A 12,788-nucleotide genomic window follows, 5' to 3' on the forward strand; every position below is an offset into this window, starting at 1 on the left:
GCACCTTCCAGGGGAAAGGTGCGGGGCCGCCGTCGTACTCCGTACTGGGGCGAAAGACCTAGCCCAGGCGGGCCTTCAGGCCGTCCAGCTCGGAGCGCAGGGCCTCGGGCAGGGAGTCACCGAACTTCGCGTACCACTCTTCGATGGAGGCCAGCTCGGTAGCCCACTCGGCCGGATCGACGCGGACGGCGTCTTCCACGTGGGCGTGAGTCAGGTCCAGGCCGGTGAGGTCCAGTGAGTGGCCCGCCGGCACGAAGCCGATCGGAGTTTCAATGGCGTCAGCCTTGCCTTCGAGACGCTCGATGGCCCACTTCAGGACACGGGCATTGTCGCCGAAACCGGGCCAGGCGAAACCGCCGTCGGCGGTGCGGCGGAACCAGTTGACCAGGAAGATGTGCGGCAGGCGTTCCGGGTTGGCCTTGCCTGAGACGCTGATCCAGTGCTTCAGGTAGTCGCCTGCGTCGTAGCCGATGAACGGCAGCATGGCCATCGGGTCGCGGCGGAGCACGCCAACCTGTCCGGCAGCGGCGGCCGTGGTCTCCGAGGAAAGCGTGGAACCCATGAAGATGCCGTTGGTCCAGCTGCGGGCCTGGGTTACCAGTGGGACCGTGGTTTTGCGGCGGCCGCCGAAGAGGATGGCGGAGAGTTCCACACCTTCGGGGCTGTAGTACTCCTCGGCCAGCATGTCGATCTGCGAGATCGGCGTGCAGAAGCGGGAGTTCGGGTGGGCAGCCGGCTTGTCCGAATCCGGGGTCCACGAGTTGCCCTCCCAGTCGGTCAGGTGCGCCGGAACCTCTTCCGTCATACCCTCCCACCACACGCCGCCGTCGTCCGTGAGGGCGACATTGGTGAAGATGCTGTGGCCCTTGGCGATGGCGCGCATGGCGTTGGGGTTGGTGCCCCAGCCGGTGCCCGGGGCTACGCCGAACAGGCCGGCTTCGGGGTTGGTGGCGCGCAGTTCGCCTTCCTTGCCGATCCGCATCCAGGTGATGTCGTCACCCAGGGTCTCGACTTCCCAGCCCTCGATGGTCGGATCGAGCAGGGCGAGGTTGGTCTTGCCGCAGGCCGACGGGAAGGCCGCGGACATGTAGTACGACTTCTTCTCCGGCGAGGTGAGCTTGAGGATGAGCATGTGCTCCGCAAGCCAGCCCTCATCGCGGGCCATCACCGAGGCGATGCGCAGGGCGTAGCACTTCTTGCCCAGGAGGGCGTTTCCGCCGTAGCCGGAACCGAAGGACCAGATGGAGCGCTCCTCGGGGAAGTGCACGATCCACTTGTCCGTGTTGCACGGCCACGGCACGTCCGCCTGGCCGGCTTCGAGCGGCGCACCCAGGGAGTGCAGGGCGGGAACGAAGAACGCGTTCGTCGCGGTGATCTTGTCCAGCACCTCAGTGCCGATGTTGGCCATGATGCGCATGGAGGCGACAACGTAGGCGCTGTCGGTGATCTCCACACCGAACTTGGGGTCTTCTGCGTCGAGGTGGCCCATGACGAACGGGATCACGTACATGGTGCGGCCGCGCATGGAGCCGGCGAACAGGCCGCGCAGCTTCACCTTCATCTCCGCCGGAGCCATCCAGTTGTTGGTGAAGCCTGCATCGCGTTCGTTCTCGGAGCAGATGAACGTCTGCTCTTCCACGCGGGCCACGTCCGCGGGATCGGAGAATGCAGCGAAAGAGTTGGGGAAGAGCTCCTGGTTCAGGCGCGTCAGCGTTCCTGCTGCGACGAGTTCGTCGGTGAGCCTGGTGTTTTCCTCTTCGGTACCGTCAACCCAGTGGATACGGTCCGGCTGAGTAAGTTCTGCAACCTCTTCGACCCATGCCAGCAGGCCAGCATGTGTAGTGGGTGCTTTCTCAAGCAGCGGCAGTCGTGCGAGATCGCCCATTGCGGTTCCCTTCCTCGGGTTCAGTGGTGTGTCCTAAATGCTAGGGCTCTAGACCACTGGAATTTCTGGGCCAGAGATGGGATGTCCTAGGCGCCAAAAAGCAAAAACCGCGGAAAATCAAGGAACAGGACCCGATAAATCACTCCATTTTGTGAGGAAGGTCACATAGACCGGTCTAGTCGCGCAGATTACACACGTTTCGATTTGGAACTCCGCGGCAACTCGCGTAAAGTAATTCGAGGTTCGGGGGTGAACGAAAAACTCCCGGAGCCGAGAATGCGCCCATAGCTCAGCTGGATAGAGCGTCTGTCTACGGAACAGAAGGTCAGGGGTTCGAATCCCTTTGGGCGCACAGTAAGAAAGATCCGCACCGGTTCGCCGGTGCGGATCTTTTTTGTTTCAGTATGTTTCGGCCTGACCGCCGGGGGCGGCGGCCCGGCGGGCCTGACCGCCCTTCGGGTCAGGCCCGCCGCCCTACTTCTCTATCGACTCGGTGATGCGGTGACGGATGCCGTCGAAGTGGCGGTTGAGCCGTTCAGCAGCCAGGGCCTTGTCTCCATCCGCCACGGCCTCATAGATCCCGCGGTGCATCGCCGCCGTCTCCGTCAGATCCTCGGCACCAGTGCCGACCTCGAGGTGGATTTGCCGGTACACCTTCCAGAAGACGGCGAGCAGGTTGATCAGCAGCGCGTTGTTAAGCGGCTCAAACAACCGCCGGTGGAATTCGGCGTCCGCTTCCACAAACGCCTCCCCCGCGGCAGCCAGCTCCTCCATCCGGACCACGGACTCCTCAACAGCTGCCAGCTGCCCGGAGGTCATCGCGTCCATGGCGCTGCCGACCAGGCCGGATTCGAGGGCCTGCCTGACGTCCACCAGCTCCAGGGCCTCACCGCCCTTGTGCCGCAGCGACAGCCTGCCACGGAATGTCAATCCGTCTGCCAGGGCATCAAAATTACTGGGCGCCACAAACATTCCGAATCCGTGGCGGATTTCCACAACGCCAAGCGCCTGCAGCACTTTGAGCGATTCACGGAGAGTATTCCGCCCCACGCCCAACGCCACGGCGAGCTCGTTTTCGGTGGGCAGCGGATCGCCCGCCTCAAGTTCACGCTCCAGGATGAGGTCCATGATGTCCGCCTGAAGCGCGCGGAGCCGCGCCTGGGCGCTGAACCGCGCCTGCGAAGCGACGCCTGATGTAGTCATGGGTTCCCCTAACCGAGAGTCCTGAACCACCGTACGCAGTGGGTCACAGCAAACAATATTGGATGTCCCACCTACTGTTAAGCTCCCGTGCCTATCCCGGTCCCGATTCCGGGCGCCAATCCGCGGGCTTCATCCCGCAACACGTCCCGGATGCCGGGCGTAGTCTGTTGCCATGACGGCGACAATTGAACGCGAATTCGATGTCATAGTGATCGGCGCGGGCGCCGCGGGGGAAAACGTCGCGGACCGCGTGGTCCAGGGCGGCCTGACGGCGGTCCTGGTGGAGGCGGAGCTGGTGGGCGGCGAATGCTCCTACTGGGCCTGCATGCCCTCCAAGGCCCTGCTGCGCCCCGGCACCGCCCTCCATGGCGCACAAACCGTTCCCGGTGCCGGAGAAGCGGTCACACGGACCCTGGACGCATCCGCCGTGCTCAAGCGCCGGGACTACTTCGCGTCCAACTGGCAGGATGACGGCCAGGTCAAATGGGTAGAGGACACCGGGATTGAACTGATCCGGGGCCGTGGCCGCATCACCGGCCCCCGTGCGGTCGAAGTGACGGGATTGGACGGCAAGAACTACCTCCTCGCGGCGAGGCACGCCGTCGTACTTTCGACTGGATCGGCCCCCACAGCCCCGCCAGTGGCAGGCCTGGCGGAGCTGGACTACTGGACCACCCGTGAGGCCACGTCCGCACGCAGCGTTCCGCGCAGCCTGGTGGTCCTCGGCGGCGGGGTGGCCGGCACCGAGCTGGCGCAGGCATTCGCCCGGCTTGGTTCGTCCGTGACCCTCGTGGCGCGCGGCGATCTGCTCAGCATGTACCCGCAGGACGCCGCAAATCTGGTGCTGGCCGGGCTCCGCGCGGACGGTGTGGACGTCCGCCTCAACACCGGCACTGAGCGGGTCAGCAAGAACGACGACGGCTCCGTCACCGTGGATCTGGCGGACGGCAACAGCGTCAGTGCCGAGAAGCTGCTGGTGGCAACCGGCCGCCATGCCGCCCTGGACGGATTGGGGCTGGAAGCCGTGGGCCTTGGCGCGGCCGACGGCAAAGTGCCGCCGCTTCGCACGGATACCACCGGGCTGGTGGAGGGCATCGGCGCCGGCAGCGCCGACGGCGGCAACGGCCGGTGGCTCTATGCGGTGGGGGACGCGGCCGGCAAAGTCATGCTGACGCACCAGGGCAAATATTCGGCACGCGCCACAGGCGACGCCATCGCGGCGCGGGCCAAGGGTGAGCTGCACGGAACGCCGGCGCTGTGGAGCCGCTTCGCGCAGACCGCCAACGACCATGCCATCCCCAACGTGGTGTTCACGGATCCCGAGCTCGCCAGTGTTGGCCGGTCCGTCGGGCAGGCTGAGAAGGACGGCTACAACGTCTCCTCGGTGGAACTCCCCATCAACGTGTCCGGCTCCGCGCTGCATTCCGAGCACTACGAGGGCTGGGCGCAGCTGGTGGTGGACGAGGACCGGAAGGTGTTGCTCGGGGCCACGTTCGCAGGCCCGGACGTGGCCGAGCTCCTCCATGCCGCCACCATCGCCGTGGTGGGCCAGGTGCCCCTGGACCGGCTGTGGCATGCGGTGCCGTCCTATCCCACCATCAGCGAGGTGTGGCTGCGGCTGCTCGAGGAGTACGGCCTCTGACACGCAGCTGACTGCTTGGTCACATCCGCCGCATTCTATTTGAACTGACTGGTCAGTTTAGTTAGCCTTGAAGCAGATACGCTCTGCGAAAGGCTCCAATGCTCTCGGTTCGACAGCTTCACGTGAAAGGCCGGCGGGATGACCTCCTCCCGCCGACTTCACTCCAGGCCCGGCGGGGCGAGCTGGTTTTGGTCAGCGGCGCCGGCCAGGACCAGAGAACTGCGCTGGCGCTCACACTGAGCGGACGCATGAAACCGTCGTCCGGCGAGCTCCTCTGGGACGGCGTGGCGAAGACCAAGCGCATTCGGCTGGCCAGCTCCCTGGTGGACGCCCCCGGGGTCAATGAACCCGAACAGCACCTGAGCGTGCGCGATCTCGTTACCGAAGACCTGGCGCTGATCCCACGGCGCTACCGCGGTGCCCTGCTCAGCAAACCGTGGCTCAAAGTCAACCGCTTCGAGGACATCGCCGGCCTGTGGACGGAACAGCTGGCCCCCGCCAGGCGCATCGAACTGCTTACTGCCCTCTCGCTCGCCAACCCGGACACCGACCTCCTGGTGGTCGACTCCCCCGACCGCCACAGCGGTGACACCGCAGACTGGCTGCCGCGGCTTCAGGAGCTGGCGTACGACGGCGGCCGGCACCTCGCCGTCGTCGCCACGGTCGCTTCCCTCCCGGACAACTGGACCGGCCCCACCGCTGTGATCGGCAACGCCGTACCCCGGACGGCGGACACAACCGCCACCGCAGCGACCCCCGAGTCCCCGGAATCCCCGGGCGCCGATGCCCCAACCCCCGAAACAGAGGACGCAAAGTGACTGTGCTGCGGCTGGCCCGCTCCGAACTCAAGCGCATGACCGGCGGGCTGCTGCCCAAGCTGACCATCATTGCCCTGACCATGGTGCCGCTGCTTTACGGGGCGGTGTACCTCTACGCCAACTGGGATCCGTACAGCAACCTGGACCAGATCGACGCCGCACTGGTGGTGGAAGACACCGGCGCCACGTCCGGCGACGGAACACAGCTGCATGCCGGCCAGGATGCAGCGGACAGCCTCATCGACGGTCACGTGTTCAACTGGCAGCCGGTCGATTCCGCGGAGAAGGCCGATGAAGGAGTCAGCAGCGGCAAGTACGCCTTCGCCCTCAAGATTCCCAAGGACTTCTCCGCGAACCTTGCCTCCCCCGGCAGCTTTGACGCAGCCAACCAGGCCATGCTGAACGTGACCACGAACGACGCCAACAACTACCTCCTGAGCACCATCGTGGACAAGCTGACCACGGCCGTCCACTCGAGCGTCGCGAAGGAAGTGGGCGAGGAAACCGCCAACCAGCTGCTCACCGGATTCGGCACCATCCACACCCAGATGGCCAAGGCCGCGGACGGCGCCGGCCAGCTTTCCGACGGCGTGACCAAGCTCCACGACGGCACCGTGACCCTTCACGACGGCACCACGCAGCTGAGCAGCGGGGCCGGCGAGCTCTACGGCGGCCAGCTCAAACTGCGCGACGGCGCCAACCAGCTGAACGCCGGCGCGGCACAGCTCAGCGACGGACTCGGCCAGCTCGGGGACAAGACGGCCTCCCTGCCGGCCGATTCGCAAAAGCTGGCCGACGGCGCCGCCCAGGTGGCCACCGGAAACGCCACCCTGAACACCAAGGTTCAGGACGTCGTCGGGCAATTGAACTCGGCGGACCAGGGGCTGCGGACCCGGGTTGGGGAGTCCAACAGCAGGCTGATGGCCGCCGGGATCATCACCCAGGCCCAGGCCGACAGCATCCTGGCCGACTTTGATGCGGCTGCCGCCTCCGGACCGGTCGCGGACGCCAAGGCGAAAATCCAGTCCGATGCGGCGCAGATCCAACAGCTTGCCGACGGTTCGGCTGCAGTGAGCGCCGGTGCCGCCAAGCTGGCGGCAGCCACTCCCGCCCTGACGGGCGCCATCTCCCAGGCGTCTGCAGGCGCCGACCAGCTTCATACCGGATCATCCGCGCTGGCGGCCGGCGAGCAGGGTGCCGTTGACGGCGCCGCGAAGCTCGCCGAAGGCGCCCGGACGCTCGACGGCGGCGCGGCGCAGCTTGAGGACGGCGCGGCAACGGCTGCCGGCGGAGCAGGCACCCTTGCCTCGGAGCTGGCCAAGGGCGCCGGGCAGGTTCCCAATCCCGACGATGCCCAGAAGGACAGCCTCGCCAAGGTCATGGCCGATCCCGTGGCCGTCAGCAACGTCTCCCAGGCGAAGGCCGGGTCCTATGGGGCCGGCCTCGCGCCGTTCTTCCTGACCCTGGCACTGTGGATCGGCATCTTTATGCTCATTCAGGCCATGCGGCCGGTCACGCAGCGGGCGCTGGCGTCCAACGCGCCGTCGTGGAAGATCGCCGTGGGCGGCTGGCTTCCCTTCCTGGCTGTCTCCGTTGTCCAGGCGAGCCTGCTCACTCTCGTGGTGGACCTGGCGCTGGGCCTGAACCCCGCGCACCCGGTGCTGATGTGGCTGTTCATGCTTGCGGCCGCCATGGCATTCAGCGCCATCATCCAGGGCATTGTGGCCTTGCTTGGTTCACCCGGGAAGCTGGTGGTGCTGATCCTGCTGGTGCTTCAGCTGGTGTCCTCGGGAGGCACCTTCCCCTGGCAGACCACGCCCCAGCCGCTGCACGTGGTGCACGAGGTCCTCCCGATGGGCTACGTGGTCACCGGGATGCGGCACCTGATCTACGGCGCGGACCTGTCGATGATCCTGCCCACCGTGGCCGGCCTGTTTGGCTACACTGTGCTGGGGGCCGCGCTGTCAACGCTGGCCGTCCACAATCACAAGTTCTGGACCCTGAAGTCCCTGAAACCGGAGATCGCCGTATGAGCATGCAGGAAGCCGGCGACAAGAAGCTCCGCCCCGCCCGCACCAATGCCACCAAGCAGAAACTGTTCGAAGCCTCCATGGAACTCATCGGGGAACGCGGTGCGGCCGGCGTCACGGTGGACGAGATCGCTGCAGCAGCCGGCGTTTCCAAGGGAACCGTCTATTACAACTTCGGCAGCAAGTCCGACCTGATCGCCCAGCTGCTGCGCCACGGCGTGGACATCCTGCTGGCCAGGCTGCTGAGCGTGAAGGACTCCTCCGCTGACCCGCTGGCGGCCATGGACGAGATGATCGGCCAGGCGATGGACTTCATGGCCGAGTACCCGTCCTTCGCCAGGCTCTGGGTCAGCGAGAACTGGCGGACCCCCAGCGAGTGGCAGGACACCTTCGCCGAGCTCCGCGGCCGCCTGCTGGCAGTGATCGGCGCCGCGATTGAGGGCGTGGCCGGACGGTACGACGTTGACGAATCCATCTCCCGCGGCAGCCTGGAGACCGCCATCTTCGGCGCATGCTTTGTGGTGGGCCTGGACCGCCAGACGTACAACCCCGAGCGCACGCGCGAACAGAGCGTCGCGGCCATCATGGCAATCATGCGTGGCTACGTCAGGAAGTAGCGCGCATCGGGGAAGATTAGTCACATGCGCCACATGGGTAACAGTGGAAGACTAGCCATCGTTGCGGCCTTCGCCGCCGCGGGCCTTCTGGTGCTCACCGCGATCACGCTCGAAGAGGCAGTGATGTACACGTTCCTCGGAGCCGTGGCCGTGGGATACCTTGCCTGTGTCGTCCAGGTGGTAGCCCGGCGACGCAACGTGGCCCTGCTGGCGGGAGGCGTGGGAACCAGCCTGTTCATCGGTTTCGCCATTGCGTTCCTGCGCATGTGGGGGCTCGCCTTCACCGCGGAACCGGATTCGCTGGGCACGGCCGTAACCACGCAGGACTCCGATATCTACTTCTACCTCGCTGCCGTTTCCGGCGCGGGAACGCTGCTGGTTCTCTTCACCGGCGCGGTGTGGCCGGCGGGCAGGCGGCTCCGGCCGGGCCGCAACCAGTCCGGCCGTAACCAGTCTGGCCGCAACCAGTCTGGCCGGCGCAGACCTGCAGGCGCCGCCAGCCGACCGGCCGTCCGGCCTGCCGCACGCGCGGCTGCCGGGACCGCCTACGGACGCGTTCCCGCGTCAAGGTCAGGGGCCACCCGCGCCCCGGCGGCCAAACGGCCCGCGTCGGCGTCGTCATCCGCCAAGGCCCCCGTGACGCGTGTGTCCCGGCCGGCACCCAAGTCCGCCGTGCCCAAGTCCGCCGCGCCTAAGCCCGCCGTGCCCAAGCCGGCGCCCAAGTCGCCCGCAAAGGCCACATCACGTCGCTGAGCATGCCATCTGCGCTGGCCCGGAGTGGCCCCCTGCCGGCCCGGCCGGAGGACGGCGATAGCCACTCCGCACAGCAGCAGGAGCCCGCCGGCCATCTCCGCAGGTGAGGGGACCTCGCCCAGGACCAGCCACGCCGTCGTCATTCCCACCACCGGGACAAGCAACGTAAAGGGGACCACTGCCGACGACGGGTAGAGGCCCAGGAGCCAGTTCCAGATTCCGTAGCCCACCAGGGACCCGAGGACAGCCGTGTAGATGGCGCTCAGGATGGTGACCAACTGCAGCCCGGTCAGAGTGCCGCCCACGGCGGCCGGACCGTCGATCAACAGTGACAACCCGATCAGCGGCAGCGGAACCACGGCACCGGACCACACAACGAGGCCCAGGCCGGAGGAGGCCTTGGCCTGCCGGGCGACGATGTTGCCCGCCGCCCAGGACAGCGCGGCCGCCAGCACGATAATCAGGGGAAGAACAGGCGCCACCATGCTGCGGCCGACTGCCACCACTGCAAGGCCCGCAACACCGAGCACGACGCCGGCGAACTGGCGTCCGCTGGGACGTTCACCCAGGATTCCTGCAGCCAGCAGCACCGTTAGCAGCACCTGTGCCTGCAGGACCAGTGAGGCCAACCCGGCAGGCATACCCAGGGCCATGGCCAGGTAGAGGAGGCCGAATTGTCCGGCACTCATAAACAGACCGACTCCAAGGATGGCCAGCCAGCTGACGTCGGGCCTGCGGATGAAGAAGATCCACGGAAACACCACCAGTACAAAGCGCATGGCCACAAATAGCAGCGGCGGCACTTCCGTGCCGTTGGCGTGCAGGCCGAGGTCGATCGCAACGAAGTTCGCGCCCCACAGCACGGCCACGAGGACCGCAAGGGCGGAATGGCGAAGGTTCACGCTCCGGCTGCCGGGTCAGTACTGCAGCGCCGCGGTACGCCGGTCAAAGGTTCCGGGGGCGCTCTCCGGGAGCCCCGTCCGCTCCTCCGTCATGCTGGTCGCCACCCGGGACGGAATCGGTCCGTCGTGTCGTCCCGGGTTCCGCGGCGCCCGCCTCGGTGGTGGTGGATTCCGTAGTGCGGGGGTCGGTGGTGCGGGGTTCGTTCGTGGTGGGGGCAGCCGTGCGGGGGGCGGTTGTGCGGGGTTCTGCACCGACTGGGCCACCAGCTGCCGGAATGTTGTCCCCGCGTCCGCGGGTGCCCGCTTCCGAACGCGTCTGCGGAGGGACGGGGGCCTCATCGTACTCGTCGGTGTCTTGCCGGTCGGTGTCTTGCCTGTCGGCGGTGACCACGTCAGGGTCAACTTCGTCGGCTTCGCGGAGCTGCTCCCGCGATGCGGCCCGCACGCGTTCCGCTTCCTCCTGCTTTTCGCGGGCATCCCGGCGCAGGCGCTCGGCGTCCACCTCGGCCTGCTTGGCATCGGCCTCGGCACGCGCCGCTTTGGCCTCGCCTTCCCGCGCTCCGAGCTCATCGGTCTGGGCCTTTTCACGCATTTCGGCGGCCCGGTTCCTGTCCGCCTCCACCTTGCGCCTCCGGTTGAAGAACAGTACTGCTGCAATGATCGCAACCACCACCACAACGCCGATGATGATGCCCACAAGCTGTCCTGAGTCCACGATGATCTCCTTCTAACCTGGGCCCCGATGAATATCTCCAGTAAACATCACAAACCCACTGCTGACCATAAACCGCGGCGGCTATTTGCGAGGGCCTACTTGTGCCCCCGGGGCACCTTGAAGTGCGTCAGCCGGGCGTCCTGGCCGTCCAGTTCAGCCCAGGTCTTTTCAGTTTCCAGGACGGTCAAGCCGCTCGTGGGAAACCGGGTGGCCGCGTCCATGTAGGCATCGTGGTTGGAGTCACGTGAAGCAAGATGCATGGCAAGATCCTGCACGCCGGGCATGTGGGAGATTACCATCAGTGTGGTCACGGTGTCCGGCACATGGTTGATGACGGTAAGCATCCGAATTGCCGATGCGCCGTAGAGGCCGTCCTCTAGTTTCGGTGTCGGGGCCTTGTCCCCCAGTTCCGCGCACACCCACGTGCACGTCTGCCGGGTCCGCAGCGCACTGGAGCACAGGATGAAATCGGGAACCACTCCGTGCTTGAGCAGCCACTTGCCTGCCAGCGGCGCCTCCCGGTGTCCGCGCTCTTCCAGCGGCCGCTCATGGTCGGGCACGCCTCCGGGCCAATCGGCCTTGGAGTGCCGCATGAGGACCAGCCGCCTGATGTGATGCTCGCTCATGCACCAATCCTAGTGCGGCGGCCTTGCCCCTCAGGTCACGGCCGCCCTGCACACGGTTTAGTCCTCCAGAACGAAGGTCACTTCAACGAGGTTTTCGAGTTCGCGCTCAGGGTTGTAATGCGTGCAACTGACATGTTTCCTCCTGATGGTCGGACGGACGATCAGAGCCTACGCCGCACCACCCCAAGCCAACAGAGCCATAGGACCACACCCACACCCCCGCCGCCCCCACCAGCCGCGGAGGCACATGCTCGGTGGCCAGGACGCACGAAAGCGGTCTGCCAGCGGTGCGAGGGCGCTGAAGCGTAGCGGCGCATCCCGAAAGCGCCGTTGTTGCGTGAGGAACGAGCGCAGGCGCCGAGGGATCGTGCCGTGAAAGCGAAAGCGCCCGTCCCCAACGAGGGGAACGGACGCTTTGCGCGAGGTTAAGGGCTAGATGGAGTATTCCGGAGCGGCCCAGACCACGACCTCCGGGTGCTCGTAGAACCGGTAGCCCTGGCCGCGGACCGTGCGCACGGTGTTGGCAAGGCGGCCCAGCTTGGAGCGGAGGCGGCGGATGTGGACGTCGATGGTGCGCTCGTTGGGAACCTCTTCGGCGTTGCGCCACAGGCCCTCGAGCAGTTCGTCGCGGCCCACGGTGCGGGTGCCGTTTTCAACGAGGTAGTTGAGGAGCTCGAATTCCTTGAAGGTCAGGTTCAGGGATTCGCCGTCGAGGTGGACTTCGCGGCGGGCCAGGTCGATGAGGACGCCGGACGGCCGGGGATCCTGGGGCTGGGGCAGCCGGGCGGCTTCCGTGCGCTGGCGGGAGTTGACGGTGGGGTCACCGAAGGTGGACCGTACGACGTCGAGCGCGGAACCCGGGGCGCTGGCGGGGGCAACCGCCACGGCAGCGTAGCTCTCCGCACCGGAGACGAGGGACTGTGCGTAAGCCCGGATTTCCTGGGCAAGCTTGGCGATGGAGGTGCCGGCTGCTGCCGCGGTTTCCTCGTCGATGCCCATGTACAGGACAAATCCGCGGGCAACGTTTTCGTTCGCGACGGGGCGGATGGCGCTGCCGTTGGCCGGTGCAATCACGGGGGTGGGCGCCGTCTGCGGGGCTGACTCGGCGGCGGGAACAGCGCGAAGTTGGCCATAAGAGTTCGGGTTGTAGCCCTGCGGCGCATAGCCGGGGGCCGGGAAGCTGTTGCCGGGGGCTGCCGGGGCGAACGCCGGTCGGGCGCCGAATCCCTGGCGGAGGCCGGAAGGCTGGCCGCCCTTGTTGGCGTTTCGGACGGAGATGTGGACGTATCCAGATGCAACTGACATGGAATGCTTACCTCAATGTGAATGGCCGTCATCGCGGCTCGAATGCTGGCTTTCCCCGCAATGAGATCTGGGGAGGGGCGCCCGACGCTGGGCTTGGGGCGAATGCCTAAAAACTTCTCGGGGTGGGAAAGTTAGGCGTGCATTCGACAACAGCGCTTGTCTTCGCCAGCGGGTGGGCTGGTCCAGGTTTCTGCGGCTGCAGGTGCTGTTGAGTTCTTGTTCACAATTGAAGTGTGCAACGTAACAATGAAAACTTGCAAGTAACAATGGGCAGAATCGTCCGCATCGTGAG

10 protein-coding genes and 1 tRNA gene are annotated in these 12,788 nt (G+C 66.2%); 5 read left to right on the forward strand and 6 right to left on the reverse strand.

The features are described 5' to 3' along the window. Nucleotides 1–58: 58 nt before the first annotated feature. A complete protein-coding gene (locus CXQ91_RS11025; RefSeq protein ID WP_104173968.1) occupies nucleotides 59–1,885 on the reverse strand; it encodes a phosphoenolpyruvate carboxykinase (GTP) in 1,827 nt (608 codons plus the stop codon). Nucleotides 1,886–2,163: 278 nt separating this feature from the next. Here CXQ91_RS11025 and CXQ91_RS11030 point away from each other — a divergent pair. Then, nucleotides 2,164–2,237, forward strand: a tRNA-Arg gene (locus CXQ91_RS11030). A gap of 122 nt (nucleotides 2,238–2,359) precedes the next feature. Here the strand turns inward: CXQ91_RS11030 and CXQ91_RS11035 are convergent. After that, a complete protein-coding gene (locus CXQ91_RS11035; RefSeq protein ID WP_104173969.1) occupies nucleotides 2,360–3,088 on the reverse strand; it encodes a FadR/GntR family transcriptional regulator in 729 nt (242 codons plus the stop codon). A gap of 172 nt (nucleotides 3,089–3,260) precedes the next feature. Between CXQ91_RS11035 and CXQ91_RS11040 the strand changes: the two genes are divergently transcribed. The 4 genes from CXQ91_RS11040 to CXQ91_RS11055 all read left to right on the forward strand — a co-directional run bounded on the left by CXQ91_RS11040 (nucleotide 3,261) and on the right by CXQ91_RS11055 (nucleotide 8,195). Then, nucleotides 3,261–4,730, forward strand: coding sequence for an NAD(P)/FAD-dependent oxidoreductase (locus CXQ91_RS11040; RefSeq protein WP_104173970.1), 1,470 nt, complete (start codon nucleotides 3,261–3,263; stop codon nucleotides 4,728–4,730). Between the two features lie 98 nt (nucleotides 4,731–4,828). Then, nucleotides 4,829–5,548, forward strand: a complete 720-nt coding sequence (locus tag CXQ91_RS11045; protein ID WP_104173971.1) for an ABC transporter ATP-binding protein — start codon at nucleotides 4,829–4,831, stop codon at nucleotides 5,546–5,548. Beyond that, nucleotides 5,545–7,581 carry a YhgE/Pip domain-containing protein gene (locus CXQ91_RS11050; protein ID WP_104173972.1) on the forward strand — a complete coding sequence of 679 codons (2,037 nt, stop codon included), beginning with the start codon at nucleotides 5,545–5,547 and terminating at the stop codon, nucleotides 7,579–7,581. Before CXQ91_RS11045 ends, CXQ91_RS11050 begins: the two co-directional genes overlap by 4 nt. Continuing rightward, nucleotides 7,578–8,195, forward strand: coding sequence for a TetR/AcrR family transcriptional regulator (locus CXQ91_RS11055; protein ID WP_104173973.1), 618 nt, complete (start codon nucleotides 7,578–7,580; stop codon nucleotides 8,193–8,195). The genes CXQ91_RS11050 and CXQ91_RS11055 overlap by 4 nt, the downstream gene beginning before the upstream one ends. Before the next feature lie 545 nt (nucleotides 8,196–8,740). Here CXQ91_RS11055 and CXQ91_RS11060 read toward each other — a convergent pair. The 4 genes from CXQ91_RS11060 to CXQ91_RS11075 form a co-directional block, all read right to left on the reverse strand. After that, the gene (locus CXQ91_RS11060) at nucleotides 8,741–9,850 is read right to left on the reverse strand and encodes an EamA family transporter (RefSeq protein ID WP_104173974.1); all 1,110 of its coding nucleotides are present in this window, start codon (nucleotides 9,848–9,850) and stop codon (nucleotides 8,741–8,743) included. A 43-nt stretch (nucleotides 9,851–9,893) separates the two neighbouring features. Further along, nucleotides 9,894–10,565, reverse strand: a complete 672-nt coding sequence (locus CXQ91_RS24750; RefSeq protein ID WP_181038854.1) for a hypothetical protein — start codon at nucleotides 10,563–10,565, stop codon at nucleotides 9,894–9,896. A 95-nt stretch (nucleotides 10,566–10,660) separates the two neighbouring features. Beyond that, nucleotides 10,661–11,191, reverse strand: coding sequence for a histidine phosphatase family protein (locus tag CXQ91_RS11070; protein ID WP_104173976.1), 531 nt, complete (start codon nucleotides 11,189–11,191; stop codon nucleotides 10,661–10,663). 432 nt (nucleotides 11,192–11,623) lie between these two features. After that, the gene (locus CXQ91_RS11075) at nucleotides 11,624–12,496 is read right to left on the reverse strand and encodes a winged helix-turn-helix domain-containing protein (protein ID WP_104173977.1); all 873 of its coding nucleotides are present in this window, start codon (nucleotides 12,494–12,496) and stop codon (nucleotides 11,624–11,626) included. Nucleotides 12,497–12,788: the final 292 nt, after the last annotated feature.

This window comes from Arthrobacter sp. Y81 (genome assembly GCF_002929335.1).
Taxonomy (GTDB): Bacteria; Actinomycetota; Actinomycetes; order Actinomycetales; family Micrococcaceae; genus Arthrobacter.

Coding starts and splice junctions, on each gene's coding strand:
- CXQ91_RS11035 (WP_104173969.1), bottom strand. CDS start 3,088: ATGACTACATCAGGCGTCGCTTCGCAGGCGCGGTTCAGCGCCCAGGCG.
- CXQ91_RS11025 (WP_104173968.1), bottom strand. CDS start 1,885: ATGGGCGATCTCGCACGACTGCCGCTGCTTGAGAAAGCACCCACTACA.
- CXQ91_RS11045 (WP_104173971.1), top strand. CDS start 4,829: ATGCTCTCGGTTCGACAGCTTCACGTGAAAGGCCGGCGGGATGACCTC.
- CXQ91_RS11070 (WP_104173976.1), bottom strand. CDS start 11,191: ATGAGCGAGCATCACATCAGGCGGCTGGTCCTCATGCGGCACTCCAAG.
- CXQ91_RS11040 (WP_104173970.1), top strand. CDS start 3,261: ATGACGGCGACAATTGAACGCGAATTCGATGTCATAGTGATCGGCGCG.
- CXQ91_RS11075 (WP_104173977.1), bottom strand. CDS start 12,496: ATGTCAGTTGCATCTGGATACGTCCACATCTCCGTCCGAAACGCCAAC.
- CXQ91_RS11055 (WP_104173973.1), top strand. CDS start 7,578: ATGAGCATGCAGGAAGCCGGCGACAAGAAGCTCCGCCCCGCCCGCACC.